The sequence below is a fragment of the Streptomyces sp. NRRL F-525 genome, assembly GCF_000716605.1.
GTDB lineage: Bacteria > Actinomycetota > Actinomycetes > Streptomycetales > Streptomycetaceae > Streptomyces.
Genome location: NZ_JNXE01000046.1, coordinates 15,599 through 34,004 on the forward strand (window position 1 = coordinate 15,599; position 18,406 = coordinate 34,004).

Sequence of the window (18,406 nt, forward strand, 5' to 3'; positions counted from 1 at the left end):
GGCCCGGGGCGTGCGCTCGGCGGGGGTCAGCCGCCGTAGGCCCCCGAAGCCGTCAGGCGCAGGGCCGTGTCGATCAGGGGGACGTGGCTGAAGGCCTGCGGGAAGTTGCCGACCTGGCGTTGCAGGCGCGGGTCCCACTCCTCGGCGAGGAGGCCCAGGTCGTTGCGGAGCGACAGGAGCTTCTCGAAGAGCTTGCGGGCCTCGTCCACGCGGCCGATCATCGCGAGGTCGTCGGCCATCCAGAACGAGCACGCGAGGAACGCGCCCTCGTCGCCGGGGAGACCGTCGACGCCCTCGTCCGTGCCCGAGGTCGGGTAGCGCAGGATGAAGCCGTCCGGGGTGGACAGCTCGCGCTGGATCGCCTCGATCGTGCCGATCACGCGCTTGTCGTCGGGAGGCAGGAAGCCCATCTGCGGGATGAGCAGCAGCGAGGCGTCCAGCTCCTTCGAGCCGTACGACTGCGTGAAGGTGTTGCGCTCCTTGTCGTAGCCGCGCTCGCACACGTCCCGGTGGATGTCGTCGCGCAGTTCGCGCCACTTCTCCAGCGGGCCGTCCGCGTCGCCCGACTCGATCAGCTTGATCGTGCGGTCGACCGCGACCCAGGCCATCACCTTCGAGTGCACGAAGTGACGGCGCGGGCCGCGCACCTCCCAGATGCCCTCGTCCGGCTCGTCCCAGTGCTTCTCCAGGTAGCGGATCAGCTTCAGCTGGAGCAGGGAGGCGTAGTCGTTGCGGGCCAGGCCCGTCATGTGGGCCAGGTGCAGGGCCTCGGTGACCTCGCCGTAGACGTCCAGCTGGAGCTGGTGCGCGGCGCCGTTGCCGACCCGGACCGGGCCGGAGTTCTCGTAGCCCGGCAGCCAGTCCAGCTCCGCCTCGCCGAGCTCGCGCTCGCCGGCGATGCCGTACATGATCTGCAGGTTCTCCGGGTCGCCCGCGACGGCCCGCAGGAGCCACTCGCGCCAGGCGCGGGCCTCCTCGCGGTAGCCGGTGCGCAGGAGCGAGGAGAGGGTGATGGCCGCGTCGCGGAGCCAGGTGTAGCGGTAGTCCCAGTTGCGGACGCCGCCGATCTCCTCCGGGAGGGAGGTGGTCGGCGCGGCGACGATGCCGCCCGTCGGGGCGTACGTCAGCGCCTTCAGCGTGATCAGGGAGCGGACCACCGCCTCGCGGTACGGGCCGTGGTACGTGCACTGGTCGACCCAGTCGCGCCAGAAGTCCTCCGTGGCCTCCAACGACTGCTCCGGCTCGGGGAGCGGCGGCGGCTGCTTGTGCGAGGGCTCCCAGGAGATGGTGAACGCGATGCGGTCACCCGGCGCGACGGTGAAGTCGGCGTACGTCGTGAGCTGCTTGCCGTAGGTCTCGGCGGATGTGTCGAACCACACGGAGTCGGGGCCCGCGACGGCGACCGTGCGGCCCTCGTGCTTGTGCACCCAGGGGACGACCCGGCCGTAGGAGAAACGCATGCGGAGGGCCGAGCGCATCGGGACGCGGCCGGAGATGCCCTCCACGATGCGGATCAGCTGGGGGGCGCCGTCGCGAGGGGGCATGAAATCGGTCACGCGGACCGTGCCTCGCGGGGTGTCCCACTCCGACTCCAGGATCAGCGAGTCGCCGCGGTAGCCGCGCCGGGCCGCGGTGGGCGGCGGCGCGTCGGCGGCGTGGGCCGGGCCCAGCCGCCAGAAGCCGTGTTCCTCGGTGCCCAGCAGACCGGCGAAGATGGCATGGGAGTCGAATCGGGGCAGGCAGAGCCAGTCCACCGTGCCGTCCCGGCAGACCAGGGCAGCGGTCTGCATGTCTCCGATGAGTGCGTAATCTTCGATGCGCCCGGCCACGTGCAACTCCAGTCGAACGGCCACGTCGCCCCATGGAAAAGGGGCGGTCGCTGTGTGCGGTCAAGGGATCGTTTGTAGTGCGTCGTTGAGGCATGAAGCAAATGACGGTCGTTGCCCAACGGACTGACGAGCTCTCGTTGTTCCGGGAGATACGGGCGGGGGTGGTGCCGTGTTCCGGACCGGCTCGGCAGCGAGTGTCCGAGCAGGATACGACGCACGTAGATGATCTGTGTGCCGCTCTCGCCAACGGACCTGGGCCGAACGGGTGAGCACCCGGTGAGAAGCAGGTAACCAGGGCGCGTCTGTGTCGACGGGAGGCGGGTTCACGCCGACGCAGGTCGCGTCCGTGTCGAGGCGGGCGCGGAGCGTGGCCGGAAGCCATCCCCTCCGGGCGCTGATACCCTGGTAGCCCGTGGACCGGTGGGCAAGAAACCCCCGAACCGCAGCGACGGCGCCTCCAGAAAAACCCGGGATCTCCGGGCGGGCAGCCGCACCGCACCCCAGACCGCGACCACGGGAGCCCCCTCTTGGCCATGCCGCCCGCTGCTTTCCGAAACAGCAACACCACGACGACCAAGCACATCTTCGTCACCGGGGGTGTCGCCTCCTCACTCGGCAAGGGCCTCACCGCCTCCAGCCTCGGCATGCTCCTCAAGGCGCGGGGCCTGCGCGTCGTGATGCAGAAGCTCGACCCGTATCTGAACGTCGACCCCGGCACGATGAACCCCTTCCAGCACGGTGAGGTGTTCGTCACCAACGACGGCGCCGAGACCGACCTCGACATCGGCCACTACGAGCGCTTCCTCGACCGCGACCTGGACGGCAGCGCCAACGTCACCACCGGCCAGGTCTACTCGACGGTGATCGCCAAGGAGCGGCGCGGCGAGTACCTGGGCGACACCGTGCAGGTCATCCCGCACATCACCAACGAGATCAAGCACCGCATCCGGCGCATGGCGACCGACGAGGTCGACGTCGTCATCACCGAGGTCGGCGGCACGGTCGGCGACATCGAGTCGCTGCCCTTCCTGGAGACGGTCCGCCAGGTCCGCCACGAGGTCGGCCGCGACAACGTGTTCGTGGTCCACATCTCGCTCCTGCCGTACATCGGCCCCTCGGGCGAGCTGAAGACCAAGCCGACCCAGCACTCGGTCGCGGCCCTGCGCAACATCGGCATCCAGCCCGACGCCATCGTGCTGCGCTCCGACCGCGAGGTGCCGACCGCGATCAAGCGCAAGATCTCGCTGATGTGCGACGTCGACGAGGCCGCCGTGGTGGCCTGCCCCGACGCCCGGTCGATCTACGACATCCCCAAGACCGTGCACAGCGAGGGCCTGGACGCCTATGTCGTCCGCAAGCTGGACCTGCCGTTCCGCGATGTGGACTGGCGGACCTGGGACGACCTGCTCGACCGCGTCCACAACCCGCTGCACGAGATCAACCTCGCGCTGGTCGGCAAGTACATCGACCTGCCCGACGCCTACCTCTCGGTCACCGAGGCGCTGCGCGCCGGCGGGTTCGCCAACAAGGCCCGCGTGAAGATCAAGTGGGTCACCTCGGACGACTGCAAGACCCCGGCCGGCGCCGCCAAGCAGCTCGCCGACGTGGACGCGATCTGCATCCCCGGCGGCTTCGGCGACCGCGGTGTGTCCGGCAAGGTCGGCGCCATCCAGTACGCCCGCGAGCACAAGATCCCGCTGCTCGGCCTGTGCCTGGGCCTCCAGTGCATCGTGATCGAGGCCGCGCGCAACCTGGCCGGCATCGCGGACGCCAACTCCACCGAGTTCGACGCGGCCACCGGCCACCCGGTCATCTCCACCATGGCCGAGCAGCTCGACATCGTCGCCGGCGAGGGCGACATGGGCGGCACCATGCGCCTGGGCATGTACCCGGCCAAGCTCGCCGAGGGCTCCATCGTGCGCGAGGTCTACGACGGCAAGGAGTACGTCGAGGAGCGCCACCGCCACCGCTACGAGGTCAACAACGCCTACCGCGCCGAGCTGGAGAAGAAGGCCGGCCTGCAGTTCTCCGGCACGTCCCCGGACGGCAAGCTCGTCGAGTACGTCGAGTACCCGCGCGAGGTCCACCCCTACCTCGTCGCGACCCAGGCCCACCCCGAGCTGCGCTCCCGCCCGACCCGGCCGCACCCGCTCTTCGCGGGCCTGGTCAAGGCGGCCGTGGCACGCAAGACGGGCAAGTAGCAAGTAGTACGAGGGTTGTACGGTGACCGGGGTGCGCGCCTTCAAGAGGTGTGCACCCCGGCCGTATGTGGACATCCGGTTCGTGACATTCCTGTACGTGGGTTTCGGGTACGTGTGGAGGGACAGCGCATGACGATCAAGGACACCCCGGAGGAGTGGGAGATCCGGGCGACCGTGACCCCCTTCGTCGGCAACAAGACCTCCGTGCGCACCGACGACGTGGTCATGCCCGACGGCACGGTCGTGCACCGCGACTACCAGGTCCACCCCGGCTCCGTGGCGATCCTCGCCCTGGACGAGGAGGACCGGGTCCTGGTCATCAAGCAGTACCGCCACCCCGTACGGCAGAAGCTGTGGGAGATCCCGGCCGGACTGCTCGACATCCCCGGTGAGAACCCGCTGCACGCCGCCCAGCGCGAGCTGTACGAGGAGGCGCACGTCAAGGCCGAGGACTGGCGGGTGCTGACCGACGTCTACACCACGCCCGGCGGCTGCGACGAGGCCATCCGCGTCTTCCTGGCCCGGAACCTGTCCGAGGCCGACGGGCAGCGCTTCGAGGTCGAGGACGAGGAGGCCGACATGGAGCACGCGCGTGTGCCCGTCGACGACCTGGTCCGCGGGGTCCTCGCCGGCGAGCTGCACAACAACTGCCTCGCCGTCGGCGTCCTCGCCCTGGTCGCCGCCCGGCACGGCGACGGCGTCGACGCGCTGCGCCCCGCCGAGGCGCCGTGGCCGGCGCGTCCCTTCGAGTCCTGAACCCACCCCCTTGTCATCGATCACCGGTGTGACGATCGGCTGATCCGATCGGGGGACGTGCCCGCCGCGCTCCGCACGGTTCGTCGCAGAGCGTGAACTAGGCTCTGGAATCACCCGATCCGGAGTCCCGGCGGGCTATGCGCGTGCAGTGGGACGGGAGCGTGGCCCGTGACGGATCAGGCGGTGGACACCGGCGGCGTGAGGCTGTCCGAGGACACTTCTGTCGAGGGCCAATTCCTGGGCCGTGCAAGAGAGTTGAAGGAGCTGCGCGCCGACATCGAGCGCGCGGGCCTGGACACCATCGCGGGCCGCAAGGCCCCTCGCGCGCGGGTCCTCCTCATCGCGGGCAAGCCCGGCTCCGGCCGCAGCGCGCTGGCCGCGGAACTCGTCCGACAGGTCGCTGACCGTTACGACGCCGGTGTGTTCCGGGCCCGGCTGAGCGAGCCCGACGGCACCCCCGTCCCCACCGAGCGCACCGCCCGCGAACTCCTCACCGCCCTGGAGCTGCCGACCCCGGCCGGCGCCTCCGAGGACGACCTCTCGGACATCCTGCGCGAGGCCCTCACCGACCGGCGGGCGCTGCTCCTGCTGGACGACGCGGCCGACGCCGAGCAGGTCGACGCGCTGCTGCCGGACTCCCCGGACTGCCTGGTCGTCGCCGTCTCCGGCGGCCCGCTCACCGGCATCGCCGACGTCCGCCCCTGCACCCTGGGCGGCCTCGACACCAAGTCCGCACTGGAACTCCTCACCCGCTACACCGGCGCGGTCCGCATCACCGTCGACCCGGTCGCCGCCGAGGGCCTCGTCGAGGCCTGCCGGCACCAGCCGGCCGCCCTGACCCTGGCCGGCGGCTGGCTCGCCGCCCGCCCGCAGGCGGCCGTAGCGGACCTCGCCAAGCACCTGCACGCCGAGAGCGACGAGGGCACGCCCCTGAGCCGCGTCTTCCGGCTCGTCTACGGCTCCCTGCCGAGCCCGGCCGCCCGGATACTGCGACTGCTCTCCCTCGCCCCGGCCGGCCTGGTCGACCCGCAGACCGCCTCCGCGCTCGCCGGCTGCTCCGTCAACGGCGCCCGCACCACCCTGGACGACTTCGTCGCCGCCGGTCTGCTGCGGGCCCTGGACTCGCCGCTCCCGCAGTACGAGGTCCCCGGCTGCCTCCAGCCCCTCCTGCACGCCCTCGCCGAGACCCAGGACCGCCCGGCCGAACTCCAGCTGGCCCGCGCCCGCATGCTGGAGCGCACCGTACGGCTGCTCCAGTCCTGCCGCGCCATCACCGAGACGGACAGCCCGCAGGCCCGCGAGAAACTCCTCGGCACGCCCCGCGCGCTGCGCTTCCCGACCCCCCGAGCGGCCGCCGACTGGCTCCGCGTCCGCCAGCCCGCCCTGCTCGCCTCCGCCCGCCTCGCGGTCGCCGACGGCGAACTCGACACGCTGGCCCGCCGGTTGATGTCCCAGCTCGTGCGCGCGATGGTCGCCCACTTCGGCACCCAGGCCGCCGCCCCCGAGCTCTACGGCATCCACCGCCTCGTCCTCGACGTGGCCGAGCGGCGGAACCTGCCCCGCGAGAAGGCCGCCGCGCTGCTGAACCTCGCCGATCTGGACGCGCAGACCGGCCGGACCACCGAGGCACTGGCCCGCTACCGGGCCGCGCTGGACGCCGGACGCGAAGCGAACGACCCGTATGCGACCGGCCGCGCGATGGAATCCGTAGGCGGCGCGCACCAGGAGCTCGGTGACTACGACCGGGCCGCCGACTGGTTCGGCCGCGCGCTCGCCCAGCGGCAGGCCCGGGACGAGCGCGTGGACGCCGCCCGGCTCTACGGCCGGATCGGCGCCGCGCACACCTATGCGGGCCGCTACGGCGAGGCGCTGAGGAACTGGCGGGCGGCCGTCGCCGGGCACCGCAAGAACGGCGATGTGGCCGCCCAGGCAAGGGCGTTGAGCGAGCTGGCGCGGGTCCAGGAGTACGCGGGCCGCCCCGAGGAATCGCTCGCCACCTGCCACGAGGCCGTCGAGTGGGCGCGCCGCGCGGATGACGTACGGCTGCAGGCGGCGCTCCAGCTGCGGCTGGCCGACACCCTCGACCGGCTCGGCGATCCGGCGTCTGCCGCGCTGCACCGGGGGACGGCCGAGCGGATGCTGGGCGAGGAGCTTCTGGAGGCCGATTCCGCCCCCGAAACCCCGGAATCCGCCTCCGAACCCCTGGAACAAGACGCTAACGCCTGCGAAATCCGTAGTACATCCGCAGAAGATTGATGCATTGAAAGGCTAGACACGGAGAACACCTTCATTAGACTGGCTCTGCCGCACCTTCTCCTGCGGTCTCCCGGTGCGCTCATGCATGTCCGGGTATGAGATGTATTGCCCCACACCCTCTGAGCCAAGGACCGTGATCGACGTGAAGGTCGGCATCCCCCGCGAGGTCAAGAACAACGAGTTCCGGGTGGCCATCACCCCCGCCGGCGTGCACGAGCTGGTGCGCCACGGCCACCAGGTCTTCATCGAGCAGAACGCCGGCGTCGGCTCCTCGATCACGGACGACGAGTACGTCTCCGCAGGCGCGCAGATCCTGGCCACCGCCGACGAGGTGTGGGCCACCACCGACCTGCTGCTCAAGGTCAAGGAGCCCATCGCCGAGGAGTACCACCGCCTCCGCAAGGACCAGACGCTCTTCACGTACCTGCACCTGGCCGCCTCCAAGGAGTGCACCGACGCGCTCGTCGAGTCCGGCACCACGGCGATCGCCTACGAGACCGTCGAACTCCCGGGCCGCGCCCTGCCGTTGCTCGCCCCGATGTCCGAGGTCGCGGGCCGGCTGGCCCCGCAGGTCGGCGCCTACCACCTGATGCGCTCGGTCGGCGGCCGCGGTGTCCTCCCCGGCGGTGTCCCCGGCACCCAGCCCGCGCGCGCCGTCGTCATCGGCGGCGGGGTCTCCGGCTGGAACGCCACGCAGATCGCCGTCGGCATGGGCTTCCACGTCACGCTGCTCGACCGCGACATCAACAAGCTCCGCGAGGCCGACAAGGTCTTCGGCACCAAGGTCCGGGCGATCATGTCCAACGCCTTCGAGCTGGAGAAGGCCGTCCTGGACGCCGACCTCGTCATCGGCGCGGTGCTCATCCCGGGCGCCAAGGCGCCGAAGCTGGTCACCAACGAACTCGTGTCGCGGATGAAGCCCGGAAGTGTTCTTGTCGACATCGCGATCGACCAGGGCGGCTGCTTCGAGGACTCGCGCCCGACGACCCACGCCGAGCCGACCTTCCCGGTCCACAACTCGGTCTTCTACTGCGTCGCCAACATGCCCGGCGCGGTGCCGAACACGTCGACCTACGCGCTCACCAACGCGACGCTCCCGTACATCGTGGAGCTCGCCAACCGCGGCTGGGCCGACGCGCTGCGACGTGATCCTGCTCTCGCCAAGGGCCTCAACACCCATGACGGCAAGGTGATTTACCGCGAGGTCGCCGAGGCGCACGGACTCGAGCACGTCGAGCTGGAATCGCTGCTCGGCTGACTCTGTCGACTAAGTCACCGTTCGGTAAAAGGCGATACGTCAACACAGGTCGTCAACTCAGCGCACCCGGCCGGACCTTGCTCGACAGGTCCGGCCGGAAGTGTGTGTATGGTCACTTTGCGGCACTCGGTCAACTCGCGCCGAACGTAACCCTTGAACCGATTCGTGCACCGGTGAAACCTGCCGTGCGACTGCCGTACGCCCTTGACAGAGGGATGTTTCATTGCCGACACATCGGGCCGGGTCCGGCGGATTGTGTTGCTGCGAACACCCGACACGCCATAGAGTCGCCAACCGTCGGCATGGTGCCACGCTGACCTATCGAGAAGTTCCCTGGTCACCAAGGAGGTAAGACGACTTGTGAATGAGTCGACATTTTCTCCCGGGGGTGGTCAACCAGGAATGCCTGCAAGGGGCCAGGAGCCCGCGGGGTTCGAGGCTGTCGGCTCCGTTGCGGTGCGAACCTTCGCAGCCCACCAGGGTCACCACAAGCCAGGGGTGACCCAGCCAGCACACCAGAGCATGGATGGCCATCACGTGAACGCCATGGCCGGCGACGGAAGGGGCGCGCCCCACAACCATTTCGCCGACTACGACGAACTGCCCGACGGGCACTTCTACGACCCCGACGCCGAGTACGAGCCCGATCCCGAGTACGCGGCCACACTCGCGCCCGACGCCGCCCGTCAGCGCCGCGAGCGCGTGGGCCCGACCGGACGCCCGCTGCCCTACTTCCCGATCCCGGGTCCGCTGACCAGTCACGGCCCCGCGACGATCATCGCGATGTGCAACCAGAAGGGCGGCGTCGGCAAGACCACGTCGACCATCAACCTGGGTGCCGCGCTCGCGGAGTACGGCCGACGCGTACTGCTCGTCGACTTCGACCCGCAGGGCGCGCTGTCGGTCGGACTGGGCGTCAATCCCATGGAGTTGGACCTCACCGTCTACAACCTGCTCATGGAGCGGGGCATGTCGGCCGACGAGGTTCTGCTCAAGACAGCTGTCCCGAACATGGACTTGCTGCCCAGCAACATCGACTTGTCGGCCGCCGAAGTGCAGTTGGTGAGCGAGGTCGCGCGCGAGTCCACGCTGCAGCGGGCGTTGAAGCCGCTGATGGCCGACTACGACTACATCGTGATCGACTGTCAGCCCTCCCTCGGCCTGCTCACCGTGAACGCCCTGACGGCGGCTCACAAGGTGATCGTGCCGCTGGAGTGCGAGTTCTTCGCGCTGCGCGGTGTCGCCCTGCTGACGGAGACCATCGAGAAGGTCCAGGAGCGCCTCAACCCCGAGTTGGAGCTCGACGGGATCCTCGCCACGATGTACGACTCCCGCACCGTGCACAGCCGTGAGGTGCTCGCGCGCGTGGTCGAGGCGTTCGACGATCACGTCTACCACACGGTCATCGGGCGCACGGTGCGCTTCCCGGAGACCACGGTCGCCGGTGAGCCGATCACCACGTACGCCTCCAACTCCGTCGGTGCCGCCGCCTATCGCCAGCTCGCCAGGGAGGTGCTCGCCCGGTGTCACGCCGAGTGAGTCTGCCGGGGGCCGACGAACTGTTCCGTACGACAGGGGGGATGGCGCTTCAGTCGTCCACCCCGAGGAGCCGGGCCAACGGCGAGGCCCGGGTGCCGGCTCCGGCGGGGGAGAGCGATCCCACCGCCGGGGAGGACGCCCCGCAGTCCGTACCGGCCCAGGGCGGTGACGGAGAGGGCGCCGAGCACGTCGCGGCGGACTCGGACGGCGGCGAGTCCCGCAGCCGGTCCGCGGACGGCTCAGGACGACGTCAGGAGGCGCAGGAAGGTTCTGCCCAGCCTCGGAAGCAGCGACAGCGGGCGCAGGCCAACCGTCGGCCCAGCGGGCGCGAGCGGCACGACGAGAAGATCACCGTGTACGTCTCCGCCGAGGAACTCATCGACCTGGAGCACGCGCGCCTGATGCTCCGGGGCGAGCACGGCCTCGCGGTCGACCGCGGCCGGATCGTCCGTGAGGCGGTCGCCGTGGTCCTGGCCGATCTGGAGTCACGCGGGGACGCGAGCATTCTCGTCCGCCGCCTTCGCGGGCGGTAGCGGTAGCCTGCGGGGGCCATGACCTCGAACGACGCTCCCGCATCCGGCGCCCCCGCCGGCCGTCGGCGTGCGCTGGGCAAGGGGCCGGGCGCGGCTCCCGAGCCCGAGGCGCAGGTCGCCGTGGCGGAGCCGGTGCCGGTGCCCGAGGTGGTCGTAGAAGAATCTGCTGAGCCTGTCGAAGAACCCGATGACGGGGTTTTCAAGGTCCGGCTCGCCAACTTCGAGGGGCCCTTCGACCTTCTCCTCCAGTTGATCTCGAAGCACAAGCTCGATGTGACCGAGGTGGCGCTGTCCAAGGTCACCGATGAGTTCATGGCGCACATCAGGGCGATGGGGCCGGACTGGGATCTGGACCAGACGACCGAGTTTCTCGTCGTCGCGGCGACTCTGCTGGATCTGAAGGCGGCGCGGTTGCTGCCCGCCGCCGAGGTCGAGGACGAGGCCGATCTCGCGTTGCTGGAGGCGCGGGACCTGTTGTTCGCGCGGTTGTTGCAGTACCGGGCGTACAAGCAGATCGCCGACATCTTCAACCGGCGGCTCGACGACGAGGCCCGGCGCTACCCCCGGACCGTCGGGCTCGAACCGCACCACGCCGAGCTGCTGCCCGAGGTCGTCATCCGGATCGGGCCCGAGGGCTTCGCCAAGCTCGCCGTGAAGGCGATGCAGGCCAAGCCCAAGCCGCAGGTGTACGTCGACCACATCCACGCGCCGCTCGTCAGCGTGCAGGAGCAGGCCGGGATCATGGTGGCGCGGCTGCGGGAGCTCGGCGAGGCCAGCTTCAGCGTGCTCGTGGACGACACCGACGACACCCTGACCGTCGTAGCGAGGTTCCTGGCCCTTCTGGAGCTGTACCGGGAGAAGGCCGTCGCGCTGGACCAGGAGACCGCGCTCGGGGATCTGATCGTGCGCTGGACCGGTGGGGAGGGGGAAGGCGAGCCGGTGGTGACGGACGAGTTCGACCGGCCGCCCGAGCCGCCCAAGGAGACCAAGGAGGAGTCGGCGTGAGCGAGGAGACCACGGGCGTACCGGCGAGCCCGTCCGGCGTCGCGGAGCTCGACCTCAAGCCCGCCCTGGAGGCCGTCCTGATGGTCGTGGACGAGCCCGCGACCGTGGAACACCTCGCGAAAATACTCCAGCGGCCCAAACGGCGGATCGCGGACGCGTTGCGCGAGCTGGCCGACGAGTACACCGTCCAGGGGCGCGGTTTCGAGCTGCGGCTGATCGCCGGGGGCTGGCGTTTCTACTCGCGGCCGGAGTACGCGCCGGCCGTCGAGGGCTTCGTCCTGGACGGTCAGCAGGCCCGGCTCACCCAGGCGGCGCTGGAGACCCTGGCGGTCGTCGCGTACCGCCAGCCGGTCAGCCGCAGCAGGGTCTCGATGGTCCGCGGAGTCAACTGCGACGGTGTGATGCGCACCCTCCTGCAGCGGGGTCTGGTCGAGGAGGCGGGCACGGAACCCGAAACAGGTGCGATCCTGTACGTGACGACGAACTACTTTCTGGAGCGGATGGGCCTGCGCGGCCTGGACGAGCTCCCGGAGCTCGCGCCCTTCCTCCCTGAGGCTGAGGCGATCGAGGCGGAGACGCTGGAAGGGGTCCCGTCGTTCGATCCGGATGCACCGGATGCAGATGCAGACGAAACGACGACGACGGAACTTTGATGCGAAGCAGTGGCAGTGGCAGCAGTGGCGGCGGCGGTAGGAGCGGCGGGCGCGGCAACCCCCGCGGGACCGGCGGGGGCGGCAATCCCCGGGGTTCCGGTGGGGGCGGCGGCGGCCGTGGCTCCGGCGCGGGCAACTCCCGGGGCGCCGGTGGCGGCGGCTCCCAGCCGAGGGGCGCGGGAGGCCGTGACGACAAGCCCAAGCGCGCCGGAAAGCCGCGTCCCGAAGAGCGGCGCTACGACGTAGGCCCCACGGGATCCCACGAAGGTCCCAAGTCAGGGCGGGGTGCCGCCGCGCGCGGTGGTGCCAAGGGCGGCCCCAAGCAGGGCCAGGGCACCGGCCGCGGGCGCTGGGCGCCGGCGACCTCGCGTGAGTACGACGCGCGGGCCGAGGAGCGCAACCGGGAGCGGTACGCGGGCAAGAAGGACGTGAAGCTGCCCAAGACCTTCCCGGGCGCCGAGCAGGAGGGCGAGCGGCTCCAGAAGGTCCTCGCACGGGCGGGCTACGGCTCCCGGCGCTCCTGCGAGGAGCTGATCGAGCAGTCCCGGGTCGAGGTCAACGGCGAGATCGTCGTCGAGCAGGGTCTGCGGGTCGACCCCGAGCACGACGAGATCAAGGTCGACGGCCTGACGGTGGCGACGCAGTCGTACCAGTTCTTCTCGCTGAACAAGCCCGCCGGTGTCGTCGCGACGATGGAGGACCCCGAGGGCCGCCAGTGCCTCGGCGACTACGTCACCAACCGCGAGACGCGTCTTTTCCACGTCGGGCGGCTCGACACCGAGACCGAGGGTGTGATCCTGCTCACCAACCACGGCGAGCTGGCGCACCGGCTGACCCACCCCAAGTACGGCGTGAAGAAGACCTACCTCGCGCACATCGTGGGCCCGATCCCGCGCGACCTGGGCAAGCAGCTCAAGGACGGCATCCAGCTGGAGGACGGGTACGCGCGAGCGGACCACTTCCGGGTCGTCGAGCAGACCGGCAAGAACTACCTGGTCGAGGTGACCCTCCACGAGGGCCGCAAGCACATCGTGCGACGCATGCTCGCGGAGGCCGGCTTCCCGGTCGACAAGCTGGTGCGGGTCTCCTTCGGTCCGATCACCCTGGGCGACCAGAAGTCGGGCTGGCTGCGACGGCTGTCGAACACCGAGGTCGGCATGCTGATGCAGGAAGTCGATCTGTAAGTCGATCTTTAGAGGCGTGAGTTGAGTGCGGCCGGTTCCGGGTTTCTCCGGGGCCGGCCGTTTCGTTCTCGTCGTCTTCCTCGGGTGCCGGGGGTTGTGCGGGACCGCGACCCCCCTTTATAGTCGAACTGACTATTAAGGGGGGTGGTTGCTCATGATCACAACACCGGGCTACGACAAGTACGCCTTCGAACCTTTCGCCGTCACCGCCGACCTCGCCGTCCTGACGATCCGCGCGGGCGCCCTGCACGTGCTGCTCGTCGAGCGCGGACAGGAGCCGTACGCCGGGCACTGGGCGCTGCCCGGCGGCTTCGTGGCGCCGGACGAGTCCGCGGAGACGGCCGCCCGGCGTGAACTCGCCGAGGAGACCGGCCTGTCGGACGTCTCCGGGCTGCACCTGGAGCAACTCCGCACCTACAGCGAGCCCGACCGCGACCCCCGCATGCGGGTCGTCACCGTCGCCTTCGCCGCGCTGGTGCCCGATCCGCCCGAGCCGCACGCGGGCAGCGACGCGGCGCAGGCCCGCTGGCTGCCGTACGACGCGCTCGGGCCGCTCGCCTTCGACCACGACCGGATCCTGGCCGACGCGCACGAACGGGTGGGCGCCAAGCTGGAGTACAGCTCCCTCGCCACGGCTTTCTGTTCGCCCGAGTTCACGCTCGGGGAGCTGCAACAGGTCTACGAGACCGTGTGGGGCGCGGAGTTGGACCGGCCGAACTTCCGGCGCAAGGTGCTCGCGACGCCGGGTTTCGTCGAACCTGTGCTGGGCGGGGCCAAGTTGACGGGTGGTCGGGGGAAGCCGGCGGCGCTGTACCGCGCCGGGACCGCCACCGCCCTGTATCCACCGCTGCTCCGGCCGACCCGGGAAGGACGTCTCGCATGACCTCGACCACCGTCAACAAGGGTGCTGCGACAGGGGCGTTGATCGGCCTCGCGCTCGGGGACGCGCTGGGTTTCCCGACCGAGTTCAACGCCGTGCCCGACATCCTCGCCAAGTTCGGTCCCTGGCGGGAGATGGAGTTGCCGAAGCCCGCGATCGTCACCGATGACACGCAGATGACGCTGGCGTTGGGGCGGGGTATGCGAACTGCCATGGAACGGGGGCTGCTTGGGCCCAAGCGGATGGAGCGGCCGGTGCGTGAGGAGTTCGTGGACTGGTATCAGTCGCCGGACAACAACCGTGCCCCGGGCCGGACTTGCCTCGTCGCCTGCAACCTGCTGAAGGGCGAGGGGCGGGTGTGGCAGGACGCCAGCCAGATCGGTTCGAAGGGCTGCGGGGCCAACATGCGCGTCGCGCCGATCGGGCTGATCCCCGGTCTGGACGACGAACAGCGGTCCGGCGCGGCTCAGTTGCAGTCCGCGCTGACCCACGGTCACCCGACCGCCCTCGCCGCGTCCGACCTCACCGCGCACGCCGTGCGGCTGCTCGCGCAGGGTGCGGAACCGACCGGGCTGGTCGGGCTGCTGCGGTCGTACGCCGTCGAGAACCGGACCCGGTACCACCACCGTTGGCTGGGTGACCTGTGGACGCGGAGCCAGGACCCCACGCCCGAGCACTTCATCGCGCGGGGGTGGGACGAGTGCCTGGAGGTGCTCGGCCGGCTCGAGGACGCGGTACGGACAGTCTCCCCGGAGACCGACCCGTGCCTGGCGACCGGCGCGGGCTGGATCGCGGAGGAGGCGCTGGCCACTGGGCTGTTGTGCTTCCTGCTCTTCGTCGAGGAGCCGGTGACCGCGTTGCGGCGGGCGGCCTGTACGTCCGGTGACTCGGACTCGATCGCCTGTCTTGCGGGGGCGTTCGCGGGGGCGCATCTCGGGGCGGATGCGTGGCCGGAGGAGTGGGCGCGGCGGATCGAGTATCGGGGGGAGCTGGTGGGGCTGGGGGCGCTCTGGGATGCCTGACGCATCTCGACTGTGTCTGACGTCGATGGGCGGTGTCAGACAGTGGGCCTATCGTGGCAGGCATGAGTAAGGCGAAGCGCAGACGCGTGCCGGTCCGGGAGCTGTCCCGGCACACCGCGGCTCTGTTGGACGCCGTGGCGGCGGGGGAGTCGATCGAGGTCACTCGGGACGGGGTGCCGGTCGCCATCCTGTCTCCGCTGGAGCCGGCCGAGCGGGACATCCGTGCCGCGATCGCCATCGGCCTGCTCGACGCCTCGGTCATGGACGAGAGTTACGGCGTCGAGGCCGCCGACGCGCTGGAGCGGCTGCGCGCGGTCAGACGGGACGCGGGGGGACGCGGCCCCACCGCGGAGCTGCTCGCCCAGCGCGAGAAGGAGACGCGGTGACGCTGCTCTACCTCGACGCGTCGGCGATCGCCAAGCTGCTGCGGGCCGAGGCGGAGACGGCCGCGCTGGAGCAGTGGATCGGGCAGCACGGCGGAATGCGTTGTGTCATCACCTGTGACCTGGCGCAGACCGAGGTGCGGCTGCTGCTGCACCGGCTCGGCGCGGACGAGGACGAGCGGGCGGCCGCCGACGCGCTGCTGAACGCCATCGCGCGGGTTCGTCTCACGCCCGAACTGATGCAGGACGCGGAGGACTTGACGCCGGACACCTTGCTGCGCAGCCTCGACGCGATCCACACCGTGGCGGCGCTGAAGCTCGGTCACGGGGTCAGCTGGTTCGTGACGTACGACAAGCGGCAGGGCGAGGCCGCCGCCAACGCGGGGTTGGCGGTGGCGTCACCCCGCTAGGGCGTCGGTGGACGCGCGGCGGACCCCGATCAGGAAGTCCTCCACGCGGCGTCGGTCCGGCTCCGCCGGGAGTGGGGTGCGGGTCGCCGCCTCGTCCGTCTCCGTGGCCAGGCGGGTCATCCAGGATTCCACCTCCGGCCAGGGGACTTCGCCGCGTTTCACCGCGAGGAGCGGGGCGCGTCGGTCGCCGACGTCGATCCTCAGGGTGCCCGTGCGGAGCAGGTCGCGGGCGCTGGTGAGGAGGCGGAGGAGGTGCATCGCGTGTTTCCAGCGCGGGGCGCCGTGCGTGCGGATGTCGACCTCCAGCTTTTTGCGCTGGCCCAACGCGTAGCGCGTGAACGTCTCGTGGACCTGGCGGGAGAGGAACGCGTCGCGCAGGGCGAGGAGTTCACGGCCCGTGGCGTCGACGTGCTCGACGAGGGGGGAGTGGAGGCACTCCAGGATGTTGGGGTTCGCGCGCAGGGCCAGTTCGCAGAAGCGCTCCAGCTCCCAGCTGAACTGCTCCTCCGCCGGGCCCTCGATGTGCGTCGGCGGCTTCTCGAAGCGCCAGAAGAGGGGAGTGGGGGCCACGAACACGCCCCGGCGATCCGTGTCGCTGCCGTCCGTCGCCAGGCCGAAGGCGCGTGAACCCATCACGCAGGCGTAGATCGTGTGGTCGCGGACCAGGCTCTCGAACGGCATTCCCGGAGCGTACGTCGCAACTCACGCCAGGCGGATCGAATTTCCCTCCACCTTGATCTGCTCGGCGGGCAGCGGCTTCGGCGCCGGACCCGCCTCCACGGAACCGTCCGCGATGCGGTACTTGCTGCCGTGGCACGGGCAGTCGATGGTGCCGTTCGCGACGGTGCCGACCGTGCAGCCCTGGTGGGTGCAGATCGCCGAGAAGGCCTTGAACTCGTCCTTCTTCGGCTGGGTCACCACGATCTTCTGGTCCTTGAAGATCTTGCCGCCGCCGACGGGGATCTCGGAGGTCTTCGCCAGCTCCTGGCCGCCGGTGGCCTTCACGGACGACGAGCCCGAGGAGTCGTTGCTGTCGCCGTACTTGCTGCAGCCTGCGGTGAGCGCGGCGGCCGCACCCGTCGCGAGGACCGTGCGGCGCGTCGAGCTGTCGGTCATGTGGTCACTCCGAGGGGGGTGGGTAGTCGCCTGGTCGCTGCGACCGTGGTCATGTCGTCACTCCGACCGTGCGGAAGAACCAGAGCGCGGATGTCAGCCAGAGCAGCGTGAGGAGGGTGAAGACCAGTCCGCCGACGACCGGCAGCAGCCAGCCGGGCAGCCGCTCCGAGCGGAGCAGCAGCATCTTGGCACTGAAGGCGCCGAAGAACGCGCACCCCAGGAGGGAATGCCACATCACGCGTGTCGAGTACGTCTGGTAGCCGAACGCGTAGAGGCAGTGCACGGCGACCGGCACGGCCACCAGGAACGCGATCCGCCCCGACCAGCGGTGCAGCGTCGCCGACCAACTCGGGCCCGGCAGCCTGCCGTAGACCATGAAGGCCGAGACGACCTGGACGAGGGCGAAGAAGAACGCGGTCGTCGCGAGCCAGGACTTCACCGCGCCCGTGCTGCTGAAGCCGGCGAGGTTGAAGGCGGTGCCCGCCGGGTCGTGGACCTTGCCGTAGACGCCAAGGCCGACGGCTACGGCGGCGGCGACCAGGGCCGGGACCAGGTAGCGGGCGGGGCTGTCGTGGTGGGGTGCGGGTGGGCGCGGGGGGTAGGACTGGGTGGCGGCGTTCGGGTCGGCGGTCATGATCGGCTCCCTGAGGCGGACGGTGGGTCAGGGGGTGACGGGCTGGGCGGTGAGCTGCTGGCCGTCGACCGTGACCGCGCCGGTCTCCGGGTCGATACGGGGTGCGGAGGTGGCCTTGCCGTCGCGGGTGACGATGCCGGTCTGGCGGCCGTTCGGCAGCACGATCCAGCCGCCGTCGATCTTGGCGCCGCGCACCTTGGCGGTCGCGCGCCACAGCCCGGACGGCTTGACGGCTTTGTCGGCGGTGAACGTGTACGGGCGGCCCTCGTCCTTGACGGTGCCGGTGATCTTCTTGCCCTGCTCGATCCTGCCGTCGAGTACGGCGCCGTTCGGGGCGGTGAGTTTCATGCTGCCGTTGTTGTTGACGCGGCCCCGGAGCCAGGCCTCCTTGTAGCGGCCGTCGCAGAAGTAGGCGACCGCCTTGCCGTCACGGACGGAGACCGCGATCGAGGCGGCGTCGTCGTCGGTGCGGCCGGCGTAGTTGGCGTTCGCGACGGATGGCTTCGACGGCGATGGCGTCGGGCTGGGGCTGGGCGTGGCGGATGGTGTCGGTGGCGTCTTCTGTGACGCGGACGGTGATGCCTCGCTGTACGAGGACGACGCGGTCTTCGTTCCCGAAGTCGCGTTGAGCGTCAGCATGAACAGGCCCAGCACCAGGCCCGCCAGAAGTGTGAGCAATGGTCCAGGACGCTTCACTGTGGCCCTCCCCCGAGGTGTGCTTCCAGCCCATCAGAGCGGACTCCGGGC

18 protein-coding genes are annotated in these 18,406 nt (G+C 70.3%); 13 read left to right on the forward strand and 5 right to left on the reverse strand.

The window, feature by feature from the left end; genetic code table 11:
* Positions 1–26 precede the first annotated feature (26 nt).
* Entirely contained in the window at positions 27–1,829 is a 1,803-nt protein-coding gene (locus tag OO69_RS41995; protein WP_033286235.1) for a glycoside hydrolase family 15 protein, read from the reverse strand.
* Positions 1,830–2,362: 533 nt separating this feature from the next.
* On the opposite strand from OO69_RS41995, the gene OO69_RS42000 reads away from it, so the two are divergent.
* The 13 genes from OO69_RS42000 to OO69_RS42060 all read left to right on the forward strand — a co-directional run bounded on the left by OO69_RS42000 (position 2,363) and on the right by OO69_RS42060 (position 15,909).
* Entirely contained in the window at positions 2,363–4,030 is a 1,668-nt protein-coding gene (locus OO69_RS42000) for a CTP synthase (protein WP_033286236.1), read from the forward strand.
* 129 nt (positions 4,031–4,159) lie between these two features.
* Positions 4,160–4,786 (forward strand): NUDIX domain-containing protein, encoded by a 627-nt coding sequence (locus OO69_RS42005; RefSeq protein WP_033286237.1) that lies wholly within the window; start codon positions 4,160–4,162, stop codon positions 4,784–4,786.
* Positions 4,787–4,954: 168 nt separating this feature from the next.
* Positions 4,955–7,042: a tetratricopeptide repeat protein gene (locus tag OO69_RS42010; RefSeq protein WP_033286238.1), complete on the forward strand. Its 2,088-nt coding sequence runs from the start codon at positions 4,955–4,957 to the stop codon at positions 7,040–7,042.
* 142 nt (positions 7,043–7,184) lie between these two features.
* Positions 7,185–8,300: an alanine dehydrogenase gene (gene ald, locus OO69_RS42015; protein ID WP_033286319.1), complete on the forward strand. Its 1,116-nt coding sequence runs from the start codon at positions 7,185–7,187 to the stop codon at positions 8,298–8,300.
* Positions 8,301–8,702: 402 nt separating this feature from the next.
* Positions 8,703–9,839 (forward strand): ParA family protein, encoded by a 1,137-nt coding sequence (locus tag OO69_RS42020; RefSeq protein ID WP_078532803.1) that lies wholly within the window; start codon positions 8,703–8,705, stop codon positions 9,837–9,839.
* Positions 9,824–10,372: a hypothetical protein gene (locus OO69_RS42025; protein WP_078652812.1), complete on the forward strand. Its 549-nt coding sequence runs from the start codon at positions 9,824–9,826 to the stop codon at positions 10,370–10,372. The genes OO69_RS42020 and OO69_RS42025 overlap by 16 nt, the downstream gene beginning before the upstream one ends.
* An 18-nt stretch (positions 10,373–10,390) precedes the next feature.
* Positions 10,391–11,377: a segregation and condensation protein A gene (locus OO69_RS42030; RefSeq protein ID WP_051801622.1), complete on the forward strand. Its 987-nt coding sequence runs from the start codon at positions 10,391–10,393 to the stop codon at positions 11,375–11,377.
* Positions 11,374–12,030 (forward strand): SMC-Scp complex subunit ScpB, encoded by a 657-nt coding sequence (gene scpB / locus OO69_RS42035; RefSeq protein ID WP_033286240.1) that lies wholly within the window; start codon positions 11,374–11,376, stop codon positions 12,028–12,030. The genes OO69_RS42030 and scpB overlap by 4 nt, the downstream gene beginning before the upstream one ends.
* Positions 12,030–13,214, forward strand: coding sequence for a pseudouridine synthase (locus OO69_RS42040; protein WP_033286241.1), 1,185 nt, complete (start codon positions 12,030–12,032; stop codon positions 13,212–13,214). The genes scpB and OO69_RS42040 overlap by 1 nt, the downstream gene beginning before the upstream one ends.
* A gap of 154 nt (positions 13,215–13,368) precedes the next feature.
* Positions 13,369–14,097, forward strand: a complete 729-nt coding sequence (locus OO69_RS42045; RefSeq protein WP_033286242.1) for an NUDIX hydrolase — start codon at positions 13,369–13,371, stop codon at positions 14,095–14,097.
* Positions 14,094–15,116, forward strand: coding sequence for an ADP-ribosylglycohydrolase family protein (locus OO69_RS42050; protein ID WP_033286243.1), 1,023 nt, complete (start codon positions 14,094–14,096; stop codon positions 15,114–15,116). Before OO69_RS42045 ends, OO69_RS42050 begins: the two co-directional genes overlap by 4 nt.
* 62 nt (positions 15,117–15,178) lie before the next feature.
* The gene (locus OO69_RS42055) at positions 15,179–15,502 is read left to right on the forward strand and encodes a type II toxin-antitoxin system Phd/YefM family antitoxin (RefSeq protein WP_078652813.1); all 324 of its coding nucleotides are present in this window, start codon (positions 15,179–15,181) and stop codon (positions 15,500–15,502) included.
* Positions 15,499–15,909: a type II toxin-antitoxin system VapC family toxin gene (locus tag OO69_RS42060; protein WP_051801624.1), complete on the forward strand. Its 411-nt coding sequence runs from the start codon at positions 15,499–15,501 to the stop codon at positions 15,907–15,909. The genes OO69_RS42055 and OO69_RS42060 overlap by 4 nt, the downstream gene beginning before the upstream one ends.
* On the opposite strand, the gene OO69_RS42065 is transcribed toward OO69_RS42060, so the two are convergent.
* Genes OO69_RS42065 through OO69_RS42080 form a run of 4 tightly spaced genes read right to left on the reverse strand, consistent with a single transcriptional unit; the run spans position 15,898 to position 18,355 of the window.
* Positions 15,898–16,590 carry a DNA polymerase beta superfamily protein gene (locus OO69_RS42065; RefSeq protein ID WP_033286245.1) on the reverse strand — a complete coding sequence of 231 codons (693 nt, stop codon included), beginning with the start codon at positions 16,588–16,590 and terminating at the stop codon, positions 15,898–15,900. The two genes, OO69_RS42060 and OO69_RS42065, sit on opposite strands and share 12 nt — an antisense overlap.
* Positions 16,591–16,611: 21 nt before the next feature.
* Positions 16,612–17,025, reverse strand: coding sequence for a Rieske (2Fe-2S) protein (locus OO69_RS42070; RefSeq protein WP_033286246.1), 414 nt, complete (start codon positions 17,023–17,025; stop codon positions 16,612–16,614).
* Between the two features lie 49 nt (positions 17,026–17,074).
* Complete coding sequence (locus OO69_RS42075) at positions 17,075–17,659, reverse strand: DUF6529 family protein (RefSeq protein ID WP_033286247.1); 585 nt, start codon at positions 17,657–17,659, stop codon at positions 17,075–17,077.
* 27 nt (positions 17,660–17,686) lie between these two features.
* Positions 17,687–18,355, reverse strand: a complete 669-nt coding sequence (locus OO69_RS42080) for a hypothetical protein (protein ID WP_033286248.1) — start codon at positions 18,353–18,355, stop codon at positions 17,687–17,689.
* Positions 18,356–18,406 lie beyond the last annotated feature (51 nt).